The following is a 21,799-nucleotide window of genomic DNA, read 5'->3' as shown; positions in this document are numbered from 1 at the left end:
ATTATGCGACCGGCCCTTGTGGTACCGGCGACTTCAAAGACGGCCTAATATGCGTTATCAATTGTCCCCGCGTCGAATCAGCATGAAGCATCTGTTCCCCAGCACCGCCCTCGCCCTATTTATTGGTATCGGCCTGATGCCGATGTCGAGCAATACGTTCGCAGCCAATAGCTGGGACAAGCTTCAGCCAGATCGTGACGAAGTGATCGCCAGTCTGAATGTCGTCGAGTTGCTCAAGCGTCACCACTACAGCAAGCCGCCGCTCGATGACGCGCGCTCCGTGATCATCTACGACAGCTACCTCAAGCTGCTGGATCCGTCGCGCAGCTACTTCATGGCCAGCGACATTGCCGAATTCGACAAGTGGAAAACCCAGTTCGACGACTTCCTCAAAAGCGGCGACCTCAACGCCGGGTTCACCATCTACAAGCGCTACCTGGACCGCGTAAAAGCGCGTCTGGACTTTGCCCTTGCGGAGCTGAACAAGGGCGTCGACAAGATCGACTTCACCGCCAAGGAAACCTTGCTGATCGATCGCAAGGACGCGCCTTGGCTCAAGTCCACCGCAGAGCTCGACGACCTTTGGCGCAAACGCGTCAAGGACGAAGTGCTGCGGCAGAAGATTGCGGGCAAGGACTCCAAGCAGATTCAGGAAACCCTGACCAAGCGCTACAAGAACCAGTTGGCGCGCCTGGACCAGACCCGTGCCGAAGACATCTTCCAGGCGTACATCAACACCTTCGCCATGTCCTACGACCCGCACACCAACTACCTGTCGCCGGATAACGCGGAAAACTTCGACATCAACATGAGCCTGTCCCTCGAAGGCATCGGCGCTGTGTTGCAGAGCGACAACGACCAGGTGAAAGTCGTGCGTCTGGTGCCGGCTGGCCCTGCCGACAAGACCAAGCAGGTCGCACCGGCCGACAAGATCATCGGCGTTGCCCAGGGCAACAAAGAGATGGTCGATGTGGTCGGCTGGCGCCTCGATGAAGTGGTCAAGCTGATCCGTGGTCCGAAAGGTACCGTGGTGCGCCTGGAAGTCATCCCGGCCAGCAATGCGCCGAACGACCAGACCTCCAAGATCGTGCCGATAACCCGCGAAGCGGTGAAGCTTGAAGACCAGGCGGTGAAAAAGTCGGTCCTCAACCTGAAACAGGATGGCAAGGACTACAAACTCGGCGTCATCGAGATTCCAGCCTTCTACCTCGACTTCAAGGCCTTCCGTGCTGGCGACCCGGACTACAAGAGCACCACGCGCGACGTCAAGAAACTGCTGACCGAGTTGCAGAAAGAGAAAGTCGACGGCGTGGTCATCGACCTGCGCAACAACGGCGGCGGCTCCTTGCAGGAAGCCACCGAGCTGACCAGCCTGTTCATCGACAAAGGCCCGACCGTGCTCGTGCGTAACGCCGATGGCCGGGTCGATGTACTCGAAGATGAAAACCCGGGCGCCTTCTACAAAGGCCCGATGGCGTTGCTGGTCAACCGCCTGTCCGCCTCGGCTTCGGAGATTTTCGCCGGCGCCATGCAGGACTACCACCGTGCACTGATCATTGGCGGCCAGACCTTCGGTAAAGGCACCGTGCAGACCATTCAGCCGCTGAACCATGGCGAACTGAAACTGACCCTGGCCAAGTTCTACCGGGTTTCCGGCCAGAGCACCCAGCATCAGGGCGTACTGCCGGACATCGATTACCCGTCGATCATCGACACCAAGGAAATCGGCGAGAGCGCCCTGCCGGAAGCCATGCCGTGGGACACCATCCGCGCGGCCATCAAGCCTGCTGTCGACCCGTTCAAGCCATACATTTCGCAGCTCAAATCCGAGCATGACGTACGTTCGGCCAAAGACGCGGAGTTCGTGTTCATCCGCGACAAACTGGCCCTGGCGCAGAAACTGATGACAGAAAAAACCGTCAGCCTCAATGAAGCCGAGCGTCGTGCCCAACACGCGGATATCGAAGCCAAGCAGCTTGCGATGGAAAACATCCGTCGCAAGGCCAAGGGCGAAGAGCCGCTCAAAGAGCTGAAGAAAGAAGACGAAGACGTTGCTGCGGCCGAGCCAGACAAGGTCAAACCAGAAGACGATGCCTACCTGAGCGAGACCGGTCGGATTCTGTTGGACTACCTGAAACTCAACACCGCGGTTGCCAAACACTAAGTTGTTACAAGCACGATGATGGCAATTTAATGCTGACGCCCCCTTAGCGTCATCAAACAGTCATCATTCTGTCGTGAAATACGGGACTGAGAGCTTTGGCTCCCAGTCCTTTTTTTTTCGCCAGAGACCGCCATGACCACTACCGAACAGCTGAGTGCGTTGAGTTCAATACTGACTCAAAGCGGTTTGCACAGCCTGTTCCAGCCAATCATTTCGCTCTCTGAACGACAGATCATCGGTTACGAAGCCCTCAGCCGTGGCCCCTCCAACAGCCCGCTGCACTCGCCCATCGCCTTGTTTGCCGTCGCCCGCCAGGCCGGTCGTTTGAACGAGCTGGAGATTGCCTGCCGCGAGAGCGCTTGCCGGCGCTTTAATGAGCAGCAACTGCCGGGCAAACTCTTTCTCAACGTGTCGCCGGAGTCGCTGCTCGAAGCGGCTCACCAACCGGGTCGGACCCTGCAACTGCTACAGGATTTCGGCATACCGCCCAGCCAGGTGGTCATCGAACTGACGGAACAGACGCCGACCGACGACTTCCAGCTGCTGCAAAACGCGCTGCATCACTATCGGGCGATGGGCTTTTCCATTGCGCTGGATGATTTGGGTGCCGGTTATTCGAGCCTGCGCCTGTGGTCCGAGCTGCGGCCGGACTATGTGAAGATCGATCGGCACTTCATCGACGGCATCCATCAGGATGCGCTCAAGCGTGAATTTGTCGGTTCCATCATGCAAATCGCCAAAGCCTCTCGGGCACAAGTGATTGCTGAAGGTATCGAGTTGCCGGAGGAGCTCGCGGTGTTGACCGATATGGGCGTCGATCTGGTCCAGGGTTACTTGCTCTGCCGCCCTCAAGAACACCCGCCAAGGGAAGCGCGAAACCTGATGCCCAAACAGGACAGCTCTGCGGTGGCGCTGAACGACGAAGGCAGTGACCTCAGTGCTCTTTTGATCGATCAGCCAGCGGTCGCGCGAGGTACGCCGACTGCCACGGTGCTGGAAGCCTTCCGCCGCCAGGCCAACCTGAACTCACTGGCGGTGCTCGATGAGCAAGGCCACCCCTGCGGCATCGTCCATCGGCATTCGCTGTCGGACGCCCTGCTCAAACCGTTTGCCACCGACCTCTTTGCCCGCAAGCCCATCAGCCGGTTGATGAACGACGACTTTCTCGCCGTCGAGATGAGCCAGTCGCTGCAACAAGTCAGCCGCCTGATCACCAGCCGCGCCCGGCAGCGCATCGAGGAAGACTTCATCATCACCCTCAACGGCGGCTATCTGGGACTGGGTCGGGTCATCGACGTATTGAAGCTGATTACTGAACTGAAGATCCAGCAAGCCCGTTACGCCAACCCGCTGACCTTGCTGCCGGGTAACGTGCCGATCCAGCAATGCCTGACGCGCCTGCTGCAACAGCAAAGGGAATCAGTGATCTGCTACGTGGACATCGACAGCTTCAAACCCTTCAACGACATCTACGGCTACGGTCGCGGGGACGAAGTCCTGCTGTGCCTGGCGCAATGCCTGAATGATCGCGTCGACCCGTCCCGCGACTTTGTCGGCCATATCGGCGGTGATGATTTCCTGCTGGTGCTCGGGCCGGAAGACTGGCGTAAACGTTTGAACCAGTTGCTCGACGACTTCCAGAGCCAATGTCGACGCTTCTACCGCAGCGAACACCTGGAAGCCGGCTGCTTCATTGCCCCGAATCGCCAGGGCGTGCGCCAGGAATTTCCGTTGTTATCGCTGTCGATCGGCGTGGTGCATTTGCATCCACAGGCCTGTGGACAACTCGATGCGAGCCAGTTGGCGGAGATGGCCTCGCAGGCTAAACACCACGCGAAGAATGTGCCGGGGTATAGCGTGCATGTGATTGATAGTCTGACGGTGCCTGGGCCAGAGGGTGAATTGCTGATGGGGCAGCGGTGATTGTTCTGACGCCTTCGCGGGCAAGCCTCGCTCCCACAGAAATCTATGCGCACTGAAGATTCCCCGTAGGAGCGAGCGGTGCGGCGGTCCGACTTGCCCGCGAAGGCGTCGGATCAGCCACTAATTATCCAAAGGACCGCGAGCAGCCAACTCTTTCAATTTGATCTCAGCCAACGGATGTCCGGCCTTGGCAGCCATCGCCCAAAACCGGGCAGCCTCATCCGGATCCGGTGCCTTGCTCGCCGTCCCGGCCAGACTGATCACCCCCACCTGATACGCCGCCTTGCCATCCCCCGCCAACGCCGCCAGGCGCAGCAAGCGGACACCTTCCTCACGAGCCCCGAGGCCCACGCCGCGAAAGGCCAGAATGTGGCCATAGAAGCTTTGAGCGTCGACATCGCCCAGGTTCGCCATGCGTGCAAGCTGGCCTTCAAGCCAACTCCAGCAGCGTGGCTGACGCACAAACCACGACCAGTGAAACAACCGGCGAGCCAGCCAGTAACCGGCCCGTGCCTTGAGCTTTAAAAACACTCAGGCTTCCGCCGATTCGGGGTACTCGTATTCGAACACCCGCACCACTTCCGAGGCATGCCACGAGGCGGCGGCGACACCATCGGACGGCCCGGAGAAACGCCCCAGGCGCTCGACACATTCGAAAAAACCGGTGCGCGGCAGGCGACTGGCGCCCTGGCTGATTACCAGCGAGCTGCGCAGTGGCTGCTCGGCCTTGGCGTCCAGTGCGGCCAGGTGTTCAAGGGCCGCGGTCAAGGTTTGCATGGCCGGCGTCGGCAATTGCAGGCGCTCAAGCAACGCGCGGTAGGTCAGCAAATGACGCTGGCGGCGCGCCTGATCCAGCTCGCCCAGCAATCCGTCCCAATGTTGACGACTGATGCGTACGCTCACGATTCTTCCCTCCACCCTGGCACCGTCAATTCCCAGGCCAGGCTTCGGCGAATCGCAGCGTCGGGTTGACGCTCGCCACTTTCGATCAAGGCCAGATATGACGGGCTGATGCCTACCGTGCGGGCCAGCGCCTCGATGGCGATGCCCTTTCCTTCGCGCAAACTGCGTAGCTGATCCAGACCCGGAAGAATCTGGTCTGGTGTTGCCACGCGTTGCACCGGAGCCTCGCGCGGCGGTTGTTGATCGATGCCTGCTGCTTTGAGTAGAGCCTGATACTGAGCCCACGGAACAACCGCATACTCGGGCTCGCCTTCGCGTGTGATTATCTGAATATCCATGACTTCCCCGTAGGACAACGACACTTAGCGAGTCGGCGCTTTTCCTTAGAAGTGTAATCCTAACAGCGGCCAAGGTCGCGGGGGTATGAATATAGGGATGATCCTGAATCGACTCAGGTTTTTTTCGGGCCCTGCAGTTGAAGTTGTTCCGGGGTATCGGGCAAACGCTCGACCACCGCGAGCTTCTCTGGCACCTGGCGATTGCGCCAGGCGCGGAAGGCGTTGAGCTCGTCGTCTAGAACCTTCATCAGCCAGGCGAGCACGGCGATGTCATCGAACATGCCGAACACCGGTATGAAATCCGGAATCGCATCCACCGGGCTCAGGAAATACATCAAGCCTGCCACCACCGAGATCAGCGCTTTAGGGCTGATGGCCCGGTATTCACCGCGCCAGTAAGCCAGGCACAACGCCTGCAACAAGCGCAGGTCGTCTTTGAGCTTGCCCAAACGGTTGCCCTGGCTGGCACCTTTGCTGGCTACCGCGAACAATAAGGTCGGCAAACGCCCACGAGCGAGCAGACGTCCGGCCAGTGGCAGGAAACGAGCGAAATTCCAGGGTGCTTTCATCATTCCTCCCGCTGAAATGTTATCCACACAAATTGTGGATAACCTTGTGAACAGAGCTGCATTTCACGGCTGAAAGCCCCGTTTCATAAGGGCTCAACTCAGATCGGGCGTTTTTTACTCACATAAAAAAACCCAAGATTTCATTGACTTGGCGCTCCGCCGCGGCTAGCGCAGGCGCTCTCAATGGCTATGACTCCAGCCTGAAACATCCGTTCGCTTTGTTTACCCTTGCCGGACGCCAGATGCAACAACGCCCCGCATAAGCGAGGCGTTGTTGTCAGGACAAACGCTAATTACTTGGCAGCGTCGTCTTGTTTTGCCGGATCCTTGATCGCCAGCAGTTCCAGGTCGAATACCAGCACCGAGTTGGCTGGAATCGCCGGGCTTGGGCTTTGGGCGCCGTAAGCCAGCTCGCTAGGGATGTACAGCTTGTACTTCTCGCCAACGTGCATCAGTTGCAGGCCTTCGACCCAACCCGGAATCACGCCGCTGACCGGCAGATCGATCGGGCTGCCACGCTCCACGGAGCTGTCGAACACGGTGCCGTTGGTCAGGGTGCCGGTGTAGTGAACAGTCACCACATCGGTCGGCTTAGGCTGTGCGCCATCAGCTTTCTTGACCACTTCGTACTGCAGACCCGAAGCAGTGGTAGTGACACCGGCTTTCTTGGCGTTGTCTTCGAGGAATTTCTTGCCGGCGGCTGCCGATTCTTCACTCATTTTGGCCATACGTTCTTCAGCACGCTTCTGCAGTGCTGCGAAGGCTTCGACCAACTCGTCATCCTTCAGTTTCTGTTCTTTCTTGCCGATGGCATCTTCAATGCCCTGGGCAACGGCTTTGGAGTCCAGATCATCCATGCCTTCCTGAGCCAGGCTCTTGCCCATGTTCAGGCCAATCCCGTAGGAAGCTTTTTGCGCCGGGGTTTTCAGCTCTACGCTGGTCTGCGAGTCGCAACCCGCAAGTACCAGGCTAACCAGGGCCACCGCCGCCGCCAACCGATGCTGTTTCATGCTATTTCCTTGTTCATGCGCCTAAAGGGCAATCGAGTAAAGCCGCGAGCTTATCAGGCGGCCACGACCAATGGCTACCGGCATGAGAGCAGGAAACTTCTGATAAGTTCAGGTGTTTTAACGCATTTCCGGAATCGGATGATGAAGCTTCTGTCATCTTCGCCCCACAGGGACGACGGCTTCGTCCCACAACAACTGACGTAATGGCCACTTGCCCCACGATTGCAGCTGAGGCATAAGAGAGCGACAACTCGACAAGGATGTTTAACTTGCGCCTCTTTTATCGCTTTCTGATTCTGATCGTTGCGCTGCTGGGCCTCGCCCTCGCCGTGATTCTGTATTACGTAGCCAACCCGAAACTGCCGAACTGGTCGCCAGCACAACAAGTGCATTACCTGGAGCAGTGGAGCGCGGCCGACCGCCAGACCTACTACTTCACGCCCCAGGGCACTCAGGTCAAAGGCTTGCGCTACGAGTGGTTCAATGCGCTCGAACTGCCCTTTTCGCAACAGCGATTCGCCAGTCCGGAGTACCTTGCGCGCTTCGGCTTCCTGGTCGATCCCGGCCAGAAAGCCACGCCAAACAACCCCGGCAACTTGCCCGTGGGTTTCGCCCGCCATCAAAACCCCGGCAGCCAGGAACAGTTTCTGGATATCACCTGCGCCGCCTGCCACACCGGCGAATTGCGCTTCAACGGTCAGGCCATCCGCATCGATGGTGGTGCGGCGCAACACGTCTTGCCGTCCAGCGTTCCGACACTGCGCGGTGGCAGTTTCGGACAAGCTCTGGTCGCCAGTCTGACGTCGACTTACTACAACCCATGGAAATTCGAACGTTTCGCTCGCAACGTGCTGGGCCAGGAATACGACGCCCGGCATCAACAGCTGCGCAAAGACTTCAAAACCTCTCTCGATACGTTCCTGAAAGTAGCCTGGAACGACACCCATCGAGGGCTCTACCCGACCGAGGAAGGCCCTGGCCGCACCGACGCGTTCGGGCGTATTGCCAACGCCAGCTTCGGCGACGCGATCTCACCGGCCAACTACCGGGTGGCCAATGCGCCGGTCGACTACCCGCAACTGTGGGACATGTGGACATTCGACTGGGTGCAGTGGAACGGTTCGGCGCAGCAGCCGATGGCCCGCAACATCGGTGAGGCGTTGGGCGTAGGCGCCACGCTGAATTTCTTCGACAGCAACGGGCAGCCACTCAAGGGCGACTACCGATATCCGTCCAGCGTGCGGGTGCGCGATTTGCACCTGATCGAAGAAACCCTGCAACGACTCAAACCACCTGCCTGGCCGGAAGAGCTGCTGGGCGCTGTCGACAAACCTTTGGCCGCCAAAGGTCGCGCACTGTTCACCGAGAACTGCGCCGGTTGCCACGTTCCGCGGACGATCCAGGACGGCGAGCGCTGGGTGCAGCAGTTGCACATGCTGCCCGTCGACGTCATCGGCACTGATCCGACAGCGGCGAGCAACATCGCCAACCACCGTTTCGACCTGACCGCGCTGCAATGGGACCCGACCGAACTGGCACAGATGGACGTGAAGCTGCACCCGACACCCGAGGAGCCGCTGGACCTGAGCCAGCTTTCGGTGGCCAAGGGACTGGCCTACGTCACCGCGTTCGTCGAGGACCGGGCTTACCGGGAGGCCAAGGTCACAGCCGCAGAAAAGCCTCGGCTCGATGGCTTCGGCCTGCCGATCGGCGTTCGTGAAAAAGTCGCCTACAAGGCTCGGCCGCTGCCAGGCGTCTGGGCGACAGCACCGTTCCTGCACAACGGCTCGGTACCCAGCATTTATCAATTGCTCTCGCCTCAGGACGAACGCGCGGCCACCTTCTATAAAGGCACGTTCGAGTACGACCCGAAACACCTGGGCTATCGCACCGAAGCCTTCACCAATGCATTCCTGTTCGACACGCGCATTACCGGCAACCACAACAGCGGCCATGAATTCCGCGCCGGTAAACGCGGCAACGGGGTGATTGGCCGGCTGCTGCAACCCGAGGAACGCTTTGCGTTGCTGGAGTACCTGAAAGTGCTGGGCGGCCCGCTGGAGGCGCAATTGCCATGATCATGACCACCTTCAAGAAGGATTTGCCGATGTTTGCCCGGTTCTGGTTGTGGCTGGGCCGCCTGCTCGGCAAAACCCTGCTGGTTTTGCTGTGCATCGGCTTGCTTGGCTGGGCGCTGGCCACCGCTTGGTTTGCCTGGCAGCACCGCGGACCGGTCTCGGCACTGGAGCAGATTCCGGATGGCGAAGCCGCCATGACCCAGGACGTGATCCAGACCGCCGTGCGGATTGTCGATCAACACCGTGAAAGCACCCGCTATCTGCGTGATGCCCATGCCAAGGCCCATGGTTGTGTAAAGGCCGAAGTGCAGGTGTTGCCGGATCTGGCGACAGAGTTGCGTCAAGGTGTGTTCAGTGAGCCGGGCAAGACCTGGCAAGCGACGATGCGCCTGTCCAACGGCAATGCCTACCCGCAATTCGACAGCATCCGCGATGCGCGGGGCATGGCGATCAAACTGCTCGATGTGCCGGGCAAACAATTGCTCAGCGATCAACAGCGTCGCGGCGAACAGGACTTCGTGATGTTCAGCCATCCGAACTTCTTTGTCAGCGATGTCGCAGAGTATCGTCAGAATGTCGCCGCCCAGGCGGACGGCAAGAAGGTGATGGCGTTCTTTCCGGGCTGGGACCCGCGCACCTGGCAGGTCCGTCATCTGTTTATTGCCTTAGCGACGCTTTCTCCGCCACCACCGAGCCCGACCCAGACGACGTATTTTTCGGTTTCGCCCTACAAATTCGGTGAGGCCAATGCCAAGTTTCGGGTCATGCCCGACCCAGCGAACTGCCCGACCTATGCCCTGCCCGCGCAAAACCAGAAGCTGCCGAACTTTCTGCGCAATGCGCTGAACCAGCAATTGTCGACCGATCGGGTGCCCGCCTGTTTTGTCCTGCAGATCCAGCGGCAAGATGCAGGCAAGTACATGCCGATCGAGGACACCAGCGTTGAATGGAAGGAAAGCGACGCGCCTTTCCAGACGGTGGCGCGGATCAACGTGCCCGCCCAGGACTTCGACACGCCAGCATTGAACCTGCAATGCGACAACCAGTCGTTCAATCCATGGTTTGGTGTTGAGGCCCATCGCCCGATTGGCGGCATCAACCGCTTGCGCAAAGCTGTTTACGAGGCGGTCAGCGATTACCGACACAGCCGAAACGCCGAACAGTAAGCAGGCACAAACGAAAAAAGCGACCCGAAGGTCGCTTTTTTAATGGAAGTCGGCATAAAGCCAAACTCCAGACAGCAAAAAGCCCGCTTAAAGCGGGCTTTTTCCGTGGTTACCTGGCGTTCAGTGTTCCAGGTTACCGAATATGGCGCAGCGGACGGGACTCGAACCCGCGACCCCCGGCGTGACAGGCCGGTATTCTAACCGACTGAACTACCGCTGCGCGTAGCGTTGAAAGTAAATGGTGGGTGATGACGGGATCGAACCGCCGACATTCTGCTTGTAAGGCAGACGCTCTCCCAGCTGAGCTAATCACCCTTTAACTTCGTTGCGGGGCGCATTGTGCCACAGATTTTCATAACGTGTTGATTTAATTGATAAATAATTCAAAAAAATCTGAAAACCGGCGAAACGACACATCCAGCAGGAACTTCAGGCAGAAAAAAACCCGCGTTAGCGGGCTTTTCCGTGGTGACCTGGCGTTCAGCGTTCCAGGTTACCGAATATGGCGCAGCGGACGGGACTCGAACCCGCGACCCCCGGCGTGACAGGCCGGTATTCTAACCGACTGAACTACCGCTGCGCGTAACACTTGAAGCGAATGGTGGGTGATGACGGGATCGAACCGCCGACATTCTGCTTGTAAGGCAGACGCTCTCCCAGCTGAGCTAATCACCCTTCACTTTCGGTGTGGCGCGCATTCTACGGAGCGACCTCACCTCTGGCAAGCACTTTTTTAAATAATTTTTTCAGGCCTTCCAAAGGCTTAGAGAAGGGTTGGCCTATGGCGCCACGAAGAGAATAATGCCCCACTTTGTATAAAGGAGAGACTCGCCCCATGTGGTTCAAAAACCTGCTTATCTATCGCCTGACCCAAGATCTGCCTTTTGATGCCGAGGCGTTGGAAACTGCACTGGCCACCAAACTGGCGCGTTCATGTGCAAGCCAGGAGTTGACCACCTACGGTTTCGTCGCGCCTTTCGGCAAGGGCGAAGATGCACCACTGGTGCACGTCAGCGGCGACTTCCTGCTGATCTCCGCCCGTAAGGAAGAACGCATCCTGCCGGGCAGCGTCGTGCGTGACGCCGTTAAGGAAAAGGTCGAAGAGATCGAAGCCGAACAAATGCGCAAGGTCTACAAAAAGGAACGCGATCAGATCAAGGATGAAATCATCCAGGCCTTCCTGCCGCGTGCCTTTATCCGTCGTTCGTCGACCTTCGCTGCGATCGCGCCGAAACAGGGCCTGATTCTGGTCAACTCGGCCAGCCCGAAACGCGCCGAGGACCTGCTGTCCACCCTGCGTGAAGTCATCGGTACCCTGCCGGTACGTCCGCTGACCGTGAAAATGTCCCCGACCGCCACCATGACTGAATGGGTCACCACCCAGAAAGCCGCGGATGACTTCTTTGTGCTGGACGAGTGCGAGCTGCGCGACACCCACGAAGACGGCGGCATCGTGCGCTGCAAGCGTCAGGACCTGACCAGCGAAGAAATCCAGTTGCACCTGAGCACCGGCAAAGTGGTCACTCAGCTGTCGCTGGCCTGGCAAGACAAACTGTCCTTCGTCCTCGACGACAAGATGGTGGTCAAGCGCCTGAAGTTCGAAGACCTGCTGCAGGATCAGGCGGAACAGGACGGCGGCGAAGAAGCCCTCGGCCAGTTGGACGCCAGTTTCACCCTGATGATGCTGACTTTCGGCGACTTCCTCCCGGCGCTGGTTGAAGCGTTGGGCGGTGAAGAGACGCCGCAGGGAATCTAAAGCCTGGTGATCCCTAATGTAGGAGCGAGCCGGCTCCGGGCGGCGTTCCGACGATGGAGTGTCAGTAGACACGTGTTGCCTGACACACCATCGCGAGCAGGCTCGCTCCTACAGGGGTTTTGTGGCGTTACTTATAAATAAGGATCAGGCCATGCGTGCATTGGCTGCATTGAGTCGCTTTGTCGGCAACACCTTCGCTTACTGGGTTCTGATTTTCGCCGTCGTGGCTTTCCTGCAACCGGCATGGTTCATCGGCCTGAAAGGCGCGATCGTGCCGCTCCTGGGCCTGGTGATGTTCGGCATGGGCCTGACCCTCAAGCTCGAAGACTTCGCCGAAGTCGCTCGCCATCCGTGGCGCGTGGCGCTGGGCGTGGTTGCACATTTCGTGATCATGCCCGGTGTGGCGTGGTTGCTCTGCCAGGTGTTCCATCTGCCGCCGGAAATCTCCGTGGGTGTCATCCTGGTCGGTTGCTGCCCAAGCGGCACCTCATCAAACGTCATGACCTGGCTGGCCCGTGGCGACCTGGCGCTGTCGGTGGCCATCGCCGCCGTCACCACCCTCCTCGCTCCACTGCTGACGCCCGCACTGATCTGGCTGCTCGCCTCGGCCTGGTTGCCGGTGTCCTTCATGGAGTTGTTCTGGTCGATCCTGCAAGTGGTGCTGCTGCCGATCGTGCTCGGCGTGGTCGCTCAGCGCGTGCTCGGGGATCGGGTTCGCCACGCGGTGGACGTATTGCCGCTGGTTTCTGTTGTCAGCATCGTGATCATCGTCACGGCTGTCGTCGCAGCCAGCCAGGCGAAGATCGCCGAGTCCGGCCTGCTGATCATGGCCGTGGTGATGCTGCACAACAGCTTCGGCTATCTGCTGGGGTACTTCACCGGACGGCTGTTCAAGTTGCCACTGGCCCAGCGTAAATCCCTGGCGCTGGAGGTCGGCATGCAAAACTCCGGCTTGGGCGCCGCGCTGGCCAGTGCGCACTTCTCGCCGCTGGCGGCGGTGCCGAGCGCGTTGTTCAGTGTGTGGCACAACATTTCCGGGGCGCTGCTCTCGACGTATTTCCGCCGGATGAGCGAGAAAGAAGACCGGGAAACCGCGGCTCGGCAAGTGACCGAGTAAGCGGAAAACTTGATCCCCGGGTTAATGATGGGCACCATACTGCGCAACGCGAGGACGACCTCGCGGCTCGATCGAGTCATTAATCTGGGGACGACCCCGTCAATCGATGGAGGTCTCTCATGTCCTGGATCATTCTGTTTTTCGCCGGCCTGTTCGAAGTGGGCTGGGCTGTCGGCCTGAAATACACCGACGGTTTCAGCCGTCCTCTCCCTACTGCGTTGACGATTGCCGCGATGGCCATCAGCCTTGGCCTGCTTGGGCTGGCGATGAAGGAATTGCCCCTGGGCACTGCCTATGCGATCTGGACCGGCGTGGGTGCCGTCGGCACGGTCATCGCCGGGATCATCCTGTTCGGTGAATCGATGGCGCTGTTCAGGCTGGCCAGCGTGACCTTGATCATTGCCGGGCTGATTGGACTGAAAGTCAGCGCCTGACGGCTTGCGGCCAATACGACAAAGCCCGCGCCCTCTATCGATAGAGGGCGCGGGCTTTTTCAATGGTGAGTCCAACCGATCAGCTTTCGGCCAATGCCATGCGCCCACGCGCGACCGGAGCCTTTTCCGCATGCTCAAGCTGGATGCACCGTTCCAGGAACAGGTACATGTAGTCGTAGCTTTTGCACACGGCCTCGCGCAATTGGGCCTGCAATGACTTGCTCGGGTTCAGCCCCGCCAGTGTGCAGATGATTTCCAGCGCTTCCCACGGATGGGCGTCATCGTACTGGGCATGCATCTTCAGCCACTTCATGGCTCGCTTGCGATCCTCTTCGGGGAACGATGCCGCGTAGACGCCATTGGAACAGACCAGCGCCGACCACTCGCCGGTCGCGCCTTCAATGGCGTAGTTGGTGGCGGCAATGGCAACGATCAGCGAGTCCGCCGAACTGGTGTGCCAGCACCAATGACTCAAGGCGTGAAGTTCAGGGGCCACCTTTTGCGCCTGCAGTTCTTCCAGGCTGACACCGTGAGCACGGCTCCAATGCACCCAGTAATCGGCATGGTTCAATTCCACACGAATGTTGCGCATCAACCATCGTCGCGCCATGTCCTCGCCGGGATGGCGGGCAAAGCGGGTCTTGGTGAGGTTCTGTGCCATATATAACGCGAATTGCTCAACCACGGGCCAACCACCGATAAGGTAGTTGCGCATGGTCTTTGCGCTGAGTTTGTTATCTCGCATGCGCCTGTACAATTCGTGTTCGACAACCCGGCGTTTACTCTCGCTGCAGTCCTGGATCAGTTGCTGAGCCCAGGCGGGATAACTTGCAGCTTCCATGAGGGGTCCGGTTCTGTTGAATGCGTCGATCACTGTCGGGTTCCTTTTGATTGTGATTGTAAGGATCAGCAAGAGATTTCAACGGAACGTGCCAGGCGCCTTGAACAACAACGGCTGAGGCCTGGCAGGACGACTTTGTAAACTATCGCAGGTAAACAAATGCGGGCGCTCAATCACATACCCTTGAGCGTAATCCACCCCGATTTCCAGCAATGCCTGTTCAATCTGGGGTGTTTCAACAAACTCGGCAATCGTACGCTTACCCATTACATGGCCGATGTGATTGATCACTTCGACCATGGCGCGGTTAATCGGGTCGTCCAGCATATCCTTTACGAAACTCCCGTCGATCTTCAGGAAGTCTACAGGCAAATGTTTCAAGTAGGCGAATGAGGACATACCGGCGCAAAAGTCATCCAACGAAAAGTGGCAACCTAACCCTTTGAGTTCATTAATAAATCTAATTGCACTTCCAAGATTGGAAATAGCACTGGTTTCAGTAATTTCAAAACAAATCATTTCAGGCGGTATGGAATAAGTAATGAACTGTTGACGCAGGAAGTCCAGGAACGCCTCATCTCCTATAGTTGTGCCTGACAGATTAATCGCACACATCGCCAACGGCCCTTTGTGTTTCTCCGATATACATTGGGCAATGATCTTGAAAACATTCTGCACAACCCAACGATCAAGCGAAGTCATCAGTCCATAACGTTCCGCCGCCGGAATAAAACTGTCGGGCAATATCATGCGTCCGGCTTCGTCATGCAGGCGCAACAGGATTTCGATATGCCCGCCGCCTGTTTCGACATGACCCAGGGCTGCGATTTCCTGGGCATACAGACAAAAGCGGTCCTCTTCCAGCGCCATGTGCAAGCGCTGCACCCAAGCCATTTCGCCAAAGCGCAGGGACAATTCCGAGTCATCGGCGTGATAGACCTGAACCCGGTTGCGGCCCTTTTCCTTGGCCATGTAACAGGCCATATCGGCGGCACGCAGCGATGTTTCGAGGGTAGTCGGGTGCTGATTGATGTGTACCAGGCCGATGCTCACGGTGGTCACGAACGGCCGGCCTTTCCAGACGAAGTGCAGGTTCTGCACAGTCTGGCGCAGGCCCTCGGCGATTTTCTCCGCGGCTTCCGGCGCGCAACTCTCCAGCAGGATGCCGAATTCGTCGCCGCCCAGGCGGGCCAGGGTATCGCCTTCGCGCAAGCCCGATTGCAGCAACGCACAGATGTGCCGCAACAACTCGTCCCCCGCCGCGTGGCCGCAGGTGTCGTTGACCAGCTTGAACTGGTCCAGATCGAGAAACATCAAGGCATGACGCCCCGGATGTCGCGTCAGGTTGTGCAGCACCTGTTCCAGGCGATATTCGAATTCGCGGCGATTGGCCAGCCCGGTCAAGGCGTCATGGGTCGCCTGCCAGGACAAATTGGCAATGTATTGCCGCTCCTGGGTCATGTCGTGCAACACCAGCACGGTGCCGCTGACCTTGCCGGCATTGCGGATCGGCGCACCGACCAGCGTGACCGAAACCGTGCTGCCATCCAGCCGTTGAATCAATTTGGAATGCTCGCTGCCGCCGCTGAGTTGACCGCTCAGGATGTGCTCGATCAGCGTAAAACCGTCGGCCTGGGCATTCTCGTCCAGCAGATTGAACAGCGCGGCCAAGGGCAAGCCTGTCGCCTGCTCGCCCTTCCAGTGCGTCAACGCTTCGGCGGCCGGGTTCATGTAGGCAATCGCGCCGTCGACATTGGTGGTGATCACGGCATCGCCAATCGATTGCAGGGTGATCTGCGCGCGCTCCTTCTCCAACTGCAAGGCGTCGGCGAACGCATGGCGCTGCTTGAGCAATTTGTGCGTGCGCATCAGGGCCAGGACAATCAAACCCAGGGCGGTGGCGAGGTTCGTCAACAGCAGCAGGCGCAGAATCACCCGCGAGCCTTCACCCAGGGCATCGCTGAAGGCCTTCGCCGCCGGCGTCACTTCATCGTTGATCGCAAATATTTGATCTTTCCAGCGCTGGATATCGCCATTGGTGGCCTGGCTGGCGGTGATGCGCTGATGCATTTCCCGTGCAACATCACCCAGGCGCAGCAGATACGCATCCCCTACCGTCCAGAGGTCGATGGCTTTCTCAAGGTAAGAGAAGTGGCGGAAATTGAGGTACAGCCAGATCAGGCTGGAGACGTCATCCGGATGGTTGCCCCCCTTGAGGATCGCCTGGCGTGCCGCTTCGATGTTCGGCGGCTGATGGTCCAGCGCCACACGTAACTCGTGGCCCCCTTGAGGCACGGCGATGGCGTTCTGGTATTTGAGGAATATCGTCTCGTCGCGACTGTCTGCGTAGAGATTCAGGTAATAGATGGCATCTTTCTGGCCCTTGGACCAGAGGCTTTCGCCGGCGACATAGCCGCGCACCGCCGACAGAACATACAGGCTGAAACCGCCCAACAGCGCCTGAAATAGCACGACAGCGATAAATGGCCAGACGATGCCCAGCAACCGTGGCGTTCCGAGAGTCCGCGTTTGATTCATGAGGTCCCTTGTTTTAGCACTGCCAGATCATCATCCAACGTGATCGCTACAGCTAGACTAGGGTGCGTTCTCGATCCCGGCAAGCGGGAAGCCCTTTCTATGGGCAAGTGCCGGTAAATAACGGTTTTCATTGAGTGGCGGACACCCCGCGCGACACAGTTCCTGGAGAAAAACCGCCATCACCTAACTATGTACCGCTCTCTCCTGTTTGTTTTCGCTTGAAATCGGCCAACGACGCCATCGCACCAGAGCGATGCGCAGATCAACCGACAACTTAGAGAAGCGATTACATGCAATCGAACATTTCAAACCCACCTTCACCCTCCGAGGCTGAGTTACATGCAGGCCAACTGGAGGACTACGAACTTCTGCTCGCGACCTTGCGCGAAACACCTGCAAATATTCTATGGCCCAATTTGCCACTAAAACCTTTTTCACCGCTCACCCAGGTGAGCGCAGATGGATTAACAGCGTTATGGCAAGTGCTACGCGATCGGGATTACATCGATGCGTGCACAAGGCTTGAAATAAAGCACGGTGATCTGTCCGTCGCGTTCAAGGAAGGCAAGTATGTCTACCGGGCCTGGAAAAACACAGGATATAAAGTCACGCTGGAGTTGACCGAACACGCCAAATGGCAGCCGCTGAAACTGCGGATTGAGCGGGCAGCAGCATTGCTGGGCGGAGTGTTGAATTCAAACCGCACCATTGGCTTCGAAAGAATGTGCGTCTTTTACGGCATTGCATTGACTTCGGGAGATCCGCAAAAAGTTCAGGCCACGATAAAGATCGTTCAAGACAGGATCGCCAGCCATCGTTTGAGACTGGAGGACGCGTTTGAAGCCCTTGATCTGAAGTCCCCTCCCACAGAAAAGGATCTGGAAACGTTCGCGACTATCCAACAAGAATTTCCTGACACTCCAGTCGATACGCAGTTACTCCATAGCGGCCAGGTCCGCGGTGAAATAGTTGATGCGGTTAATCAATTTCTACCGGAGAGCGTTACTTCGCCGCTGACTTACCTTGCCAAGGACATTCTTCCTACCGCAACGATTGAACAAGTGCGCGCAACGCCGAGTGTGTATCTCGAAAAAATCCTGCAGAGCGCAGAGGCTCAAGAACTAGGAAACACCTTACTGACGACAATGGATTGGTACGGCGGAAAAACCGGTGAAGAGACTTCGCCTTATATCCGCACCAGACTGATAGCCAACGCGCTGCAGCATTGGCTTTGTGCACAGACCCTGGATTCCAGCAACTTGATCGCCGGTTACGACTGGCAAACTCACGAGAATTGGGGAAAGAGCTACCAGGCTATCCGCGAGGCATTTGAAGCCCATTTACTCACGTCAAAACTGGCATCGTCGGACAAAGAGGCCGTGGTCATTTCGCGATTGTTTTTGTCCCGGTTCCCCTTTGAGTTTCGTGTCCGGGACATTCCGGCAGATCTCGCTTACCGGAGCACGGTTGTCTGGGTCAACTTCCTGAACGGAGTCAATTTCGTCAAATCCGTCTCCCCCGAATTGCTGGACAGACTGAGCTTCCAGCAGTTGGTCAACTTGCCCATGCACAGGGCCGAAGTGGCAACCACGGAAGAATTGAACCTCCTCAGTATCACCAGGCTGCTTCCGACCCTGGATTGGGCTGTCACCCAGGGTTTCGTTTCGCAAAAAGACCTCAAGGACTACACGCAAGCCGACATCGAACGAGCCTGCTCCGAACTGGAAAAACACTCGAACGAGGTCAATCAAGCGGTTATCCGAATCGATGAAGAGCCACCCAAACGACTGGCCATCGCCAAGGCTGAAATCCAAACGCTGTTCGGAAACGAAGCGTTCAATACCGACGGGCGAAAACTGGCCAGGCATGACGAGTTGGCTTCGATCGGCTTTCGCGACCCACCGCCATTCAGGGGTAAGGAATACAAGTATTACTCGTTCGCCGATGTCTTGGCGTCCGGCATGTTCGACGATCAGAAAATATGGTTTGTGACTGAGGCCGACGGCGAGACCTTGAGCAAACAATGGATCAGGATGGACAAGGATCGGTATGTAAAAACCGATGCGCCTTGGCCGGTGCCCGGTATCAACTGGGAAGGCCGCCTTCGGCCAGTCTTGTCTCCGCTGACCAAAATCCCCCATGTCCCTGCGCTGTTTGACGATGAGTTCAAGCGGCATCTGGAAACGATCACAACGGCCTATCAAACATTGATCAGAACGTTGTTAACCTCACTTCCATATGCCGACCGCCTGGCGCTGGAGTTGGGTGAAGTCAAGATTTACAGCCTGCGCAAAGAAACCCGCAAAATCGCCGCCAAAGACGAAACGCCCGAAATTACGTTGCCGCTCAGAACGCGCAACGGCGTGATCCTGCAAGCGACTCAAACAAACGCGCCCATCGGGGACGAAGCCGCCGTTTCCGTCAGCACTTTTTACGAACTCCTCCCGAAAGCCGGAGTCATACGCCGCCTCGAAAACTTTGATGCAACGTTGGTGACTCCCCGGATTGGGGCGATGGCAACCACCTCCAATGGGGACTATGTCGATGTTATCCGCGACCGGCATTTACCCTTCGACTGGGACGCACATTCGACCGGTACTCTGCCCAAGGCAACAGCCTTCTGCGAGGCCATCATCGATCAGCTGCCGCCGGCTCTAAGCGCCAGCTCCGAGATCACAGACCAACATCAGCGCGCCCCATTGACCCTGTCGTCCAGCCGCTCAATGGATATCAGCCGCCACATAGCAACCGAACTCCTGTTCGTTGACCCGAAAGAGTTGCGCACGTTTGCGAACGGTCAGACCAAGTTTGAACTCGAAGACGCTCAACGTAGAAAGACACTCCAGCTCGCAAAGATGTTTGTACCGTTCTGGGGCCCTGCCGAAGACCTGATGTCAGGCGACAAGAACCGCATCGCGCTGGGGATAGTCGGCCTGTTTTTTGACGTGATTTCATTCGCGATCCCCATTGGCAAATTCGCCTCGGGGTCGGTCAGACTGATCAGCAACGCAGGCCGGCTGGCCACGCGCGCAACGCTTCCTTCATTTTCAATGCTGACAAAAACGCTGCTGGTATCGACATTGCGAGCGCTGAACCCGCTGGAAATTGTTCCCGCGCTGCTCAAAGGTCTGGGAAAAGCACTGCGGTACATTTACAAAGCCGTCACGGTCAACTTCAACGAATTCATGGGAACAATCCGCTACTACGAGTACGTGCGCAGCTTGCCGCAGTTGAGTGATGCCGGACGCTGGAAGCCTGCAACGCTTGGAGATCAGTTAGCCAGCATCAAAGGCATAGACGATGTGCCAATACGCAACATCGGAGCCTCTGGCAAGACCGACTGGCGCCTGGTCGATCCATTGTCCTCCAAGCCCTTTGGTCCTCCGTTAACAACTCGCGCCAGTGACTTCTCACCCGGGCAATCGCACTACCGCACCCTGGAAAGCCGCAACCAGCAATCGGTTGTGGAGCTAGCCACGACTCGCCAGGTACGCGAAGTGCTTGAAGTGGACGGCCGAACCACACTGTTCATCGATGACGTACCGTACCGGCTGGAGGGTGACACGCTACGCCGCGCTGACTTGATTGACACGAGTGATTCGCTGAAGTCGATACCTTGCCGGCCACGGCGCGCACCGGGAGCAGACGTGTGCACGACCCGTTATGTGACGCGAGACCCGGCCCCGACACCCGCGGTCGGCACGTTCGATGAAACCAAGGGATGGGCCACCTGGTTTGGCGACAGCATTTACACACCAGGCGCTGCCGGCGCCCCCCTGACAAAGGTTTCGTTGGCCACTCACACAACACTCGGCGCGACGATGGAGTTCCGCAAAGGCATTTACGGGCGTGTCAAAGTCAACGTGACCGAAAAACGTGTGACCGATATCTTCCACTCCGGAGCCATCATCGTGGACTCCGTAGACGGTTCGAAACGGTATGTTTTCACACGTCTCGATGCGGGGGATTTTTACGTTGCCGAACTGGCAAAAGGGCAAAGCCTGCGTAACGCACTGACCTTCAAACAAGCGTCAACCTTGCCCGCCGAGCTGCGGCACGAGTTGATGGTGGTGTACACCGGCTCGTTGAATGCCAACAACATGGCGAGGATTTACGGTGTGACTCTCGTTGAGCGCGCCATGAGAGCGATGAACACCATCGCCATACCTATCGGCGGCCATGCCAATCCACCCGATACACTCAGGCTGATCAAGGTCGATACCAGCCCCGGCGAGGCCGTGCTGTTCGATCACTCGACCCGGATGATCGTCAGGCACTCCACCGATGGCGCAACGACCTGGTCAGCCTCCTTGAATGCTCCGGAAAGTGTCCGTGAAACGACAGCGCAAGTAATCAATACGCTGTTTCAGAAAAACGTCATCACCCTGGAATCGTCGGTTCGGGGTGGGCCCAAGGCGTTGAAAATCGATCGCGTCATGTTGGAGTTACAGCAACGCATCAGCACCATTCACAACAGTGAATTGGGCAAGCTGCGCAATGTTGCATTCGCTGAAATCAAGACAAGACAGGGTATTCGGGAGGTTTATGTCAGCGTTTCCGGCAGACAGGGTGACACCGCTTACCTGCCATTGTTTGAGAGAAACGGAGGATCGAAAGAGGTGGTCATAGACGGCACGAGTTACATCAACATCGATCACGGTGCCAACTTCCCACAGACATCGCTGAACGTCTCCGCTTCTGGCAAGTTGCGAGCGATTCCGCACACGATCAAAGACGTCGGCACATACACCCCCGAACTCACCCAACGCCCTACTTCACTGGACACCGAGAGCAAACTCATCAGCGTCATACGCCAGAAATATCCGGACTCTCAGGAGCTTGAGTCCATCACCATCGCCACCACCATGGCCCCCTGCGATTCGTGTTCAATCGTCATGAAGCAATTCGGTTATGACGGCAATCCCGAGGCGTTGAACGTGATCTGGAAGTAGCCGCGCAGCA

At 57.7% G+C, this 21,799-nt stretch carries 15 protein-coding genes and 4 tRNA genes; 8 read left to right on the top strand and 11 right to left on the bottom strand.

From position 1 onward, the window contains the following. The first annotated feature begins 82 nt into the window (after positions 1 to 82). Positions 83 to 2,164, top strand: coding sequence for a carboxy terminal-processing peptidase (locus tag IB254_RS21540; protein WP_192419431.1), 2,082 nt, complete (start codon positions 83 to 85; stop codon positions 2,162 to 2,164). A 132-nt stretch (positions 2,165 to 2,296) separates the two neighbouring features. Continuing rightward, positions 2,297 to 4,087, top strand: a complete 1,791-nt coding sequence (locus tag IB254_RS21535; protein ID WP_192419331.1) for a bifunctional diguanylate cyclase/phosphodiesterase — start codon at positions 2,297 to 2,299, stop codon at positions 4,085 to 4,087. A 120-nt stretch (positions 4,088 to 4,207) separates the two neighbouring features. Here the strand turns inward: IB254_RS21535 and IB254_RS21530 are convergent, their stop codons facing one another. The 5 genes from IB254_RS21530 to IB254_RS21510 all read right to left on the bottom strand — a co-directional run bounded on the left by IB254_RS21530 (position 4,208) and on the right by IB254_RS21510 (position 6,907). Next, positions 4,208 to 4,618, bottom strand: a complete 411-nt coding sequence (locus IB254_RS21530; RefSeq protein ID WP_192419328.1) for a sel1 repeat family protein — start codon at positions 4,616 to 4,618, stop codon at positions 4,208 to 4,210. Further along, complete coding sequence (locus IB254_RS21525) at positions 4,619 to 4,990, bottom strand: hypothetical protein (protein ID WP_003223109.1); 372 nt, start codon at positions 4,988 to 4,990, stop codon at positions 4,619 to 4,621. Continuing rightward, positions 4,987 to 5,328: a helix-turn-helix domain-containing protein gene (locus IB254_RS21520; protein ID WP_008040908.1), complete on the bottom strand. Its 342-nt coding sequence runs from the start codon at positions 5,326 to 5,328 to the stop codon at positions 4,987 to 4,989. Before IB254_RS21520 ends, IB254_RS21525 begins: the two co-directional genes overlap by 4 nt. Before the next feature lie 113 nt (positions 5,329 to 5,441). Further along, complete coding sequence (locus IB254_RS21515; protein WP_192419326.1) at positions 5,442 to 5,897, bottom strand: YkvA family protein; 456 nt, start codon at positions 5,895 to 5,897, stop codon at positions 5,442 to 5,444. Between the two features lie 293 nt (positions 5,898 to 6,190). Next, complete coding sequence (locus tag IB254_RS21510) at positions 6,191 to 6,907, bottom strand: FKBP-type peptidyl-prolyl cis-trans isomerase (protein WP_008030401.1); 717 nt, start codon at positions 6,905 to 6,907, stop codon at positions 6,191 to 6,193. A 269-nt stretch (positions 6,908 to 7,176) separates the two neighbouring features. Here IB254_RS21510 and IB254_RS21505 point away from each other — a divergent pair, with 269 nt between their 5' ends. Then, positions 7,177 to 8,985, top strand: coding sequence for a di-heme-cytochrome C peroxidase (locus IB254_RS21505; protein ID WP_192419324.1), 1,809 nt, complete (start codon positions 7,177 to 7,179; stop codon positions 8,983 to 8,985). After that, positions 8,982 to 10,151: a catalase family protein gene (locus IB254_RS21500; RefSeq protein WP_008030405.1), complete on the top strand. Its 1,170-nt coding sequence runs from the start codon at positions 8,982 to 8,984 to the stop codon at positions 10,149 to 10,151. Before IB254_RS21505 ends, IB254_RS21500 begins: the two co-directional genes overlap by 4 nt. Positions 10,152 to 10,294: 143 nt before the next feature. Here the strand turns inward: IB254_RS21500 and IB254_RS21495 are convergent. The 4 genes from IB254_RS21495 to IB254_RS21480 all read right to left on the bottom strand — a co-directional run bounded on the left by IB254_RS21495 (position 10,295) and on the right by IB254_RS21480 (position 10,826). Next, positions 10,295 to 10,371, bottom strand: a tRNA-Asp gene (locus IB254_RS21495). A 19-nt stretch (positions 10,372 to 10,390) separates the two neighbouring features. Next, positions 10,391 to 10,466 (bottom strand) — tRNA-Val (locus IB254_RS21490). A 188-nt stretch (positions 10,467 to 10,654) separates the two neighbouring features. Next, positions 10,655 to 10,731 (bottom strand) — tRNA-Asp (locus IB254_RS21485). A gap of 19 nt (positions 10,732 to 10,750) precedes the next feature. Then, positions 10,751 to 10,826, bottom strand: a tRNA-Val gene (locus IB254_RS21480). A 160-nt stretch (positions 10,827 to 10,986) separates the two neighbouring features. On the opposite strand from IB254_RS21480, the gene rdgC reads away from it, so the two are divergent. From rdgC to sugE, 3 genes are all read left to right on the top strand, one after another. Beyond that, on the top strand, positions 10,987 to 11,907 hold the full coding sequence (gene rdgC / locus IB254_RS21475) for a recombination-associated protein RdgC (protein ID WP_008035659.1): 921 nt from the start codon (positions 10,987 to 10,989) through the stop codon (positions 11,905 to 11,907). Positions 11,908 to 12,058: 151 nt separating this feature from the next. Beyond that, positions 12,059 to 13,024, top strand: coding sequence for a bile acid:sodium symporter family protein (locus IB254_RS21470; RefSeq protein WP_192419322.1), 966 nt, complete (start codon positions 12,059 to 12,061; stop codon positions 13,022 to 13,024). Positions 13,025 to 13,143: 119 nt separating this feature from the next. After that, positions 13,144 to 13,458, top strand: coding sequence for a quaternary ammonium compound efflux SMR transporter SugE (gene sugE, locus IB254_RS21465; protein ID WP_008035664.1), 315 nt, complete (start codon positions 13,144 to 13,146; stop codon positions 13,456 to 13,458). 79 nt (positions 13,459 to 13,537) lie between these two features. On the opposite strand, the gene IB254_RS21460 is transcribed toward sugE, so the two are convergent. Next, positions 13,538 to 14,299 (bottom strand): iron-containing redox enzyme family protein, encoded by a 762-nt coding sequence (locus tag IB254_RS21460; protein WP_225602451.1) that lies wholly within the window; start codon positions 14,297 to 14,299, stop codon positions 13,538 to 13,540. Between the two features lie 78 nt (positions 14,300 to 14,377). Continuing rightward, positions 14,378 to 16,837 carry an EAL domain-containing protein gene (locus IB254_RS21455; RefSeq protein WP_192419318.1) on the bottom strand — a complete coding sequence of 820 codons (2,460 nt, stop codon included), beginning with the start codon at positions 16,835 to 16,837 and terminating at the stop codon, positions 14,378 to 14,380. A gap of 290 nt (positions 16,838 to 17,127) precedes the next feature. Here IB254_RS21455 and IB254_RS21450 point away from each other — a divergent pair, with 290 nt between their 5' ends. After that, complete coding sequence (locus IB254_RS21450) at positions 17,128 to 21,789, top strand: deaminase domain-containing protein (RefSeq protein ID WP_192419316.1); 4,662 nt, start codon at positions 17,128 to 17,130, stop codon at positions 21,787 to 21,789. Positions 21,790 to 21,799: the final 10 nt, after the last annotated feature.

This window comes from Pseudomonas sp. PDM03 (assembly GCF_014852385.1).
In the GTDB taxonomy this organism is placed as follows: Bacteria; Pseudomonadota; Gammaproteobacteria; order Pseudomonadales; family Pseudomonadaceae; genus Aquipseudomonas; species Aquipseudomonas migulae.
Note: the sequence above shows the minus strand (reverse complement) of the source record. Positions and strands in the feature narration are given on the sequence as shown.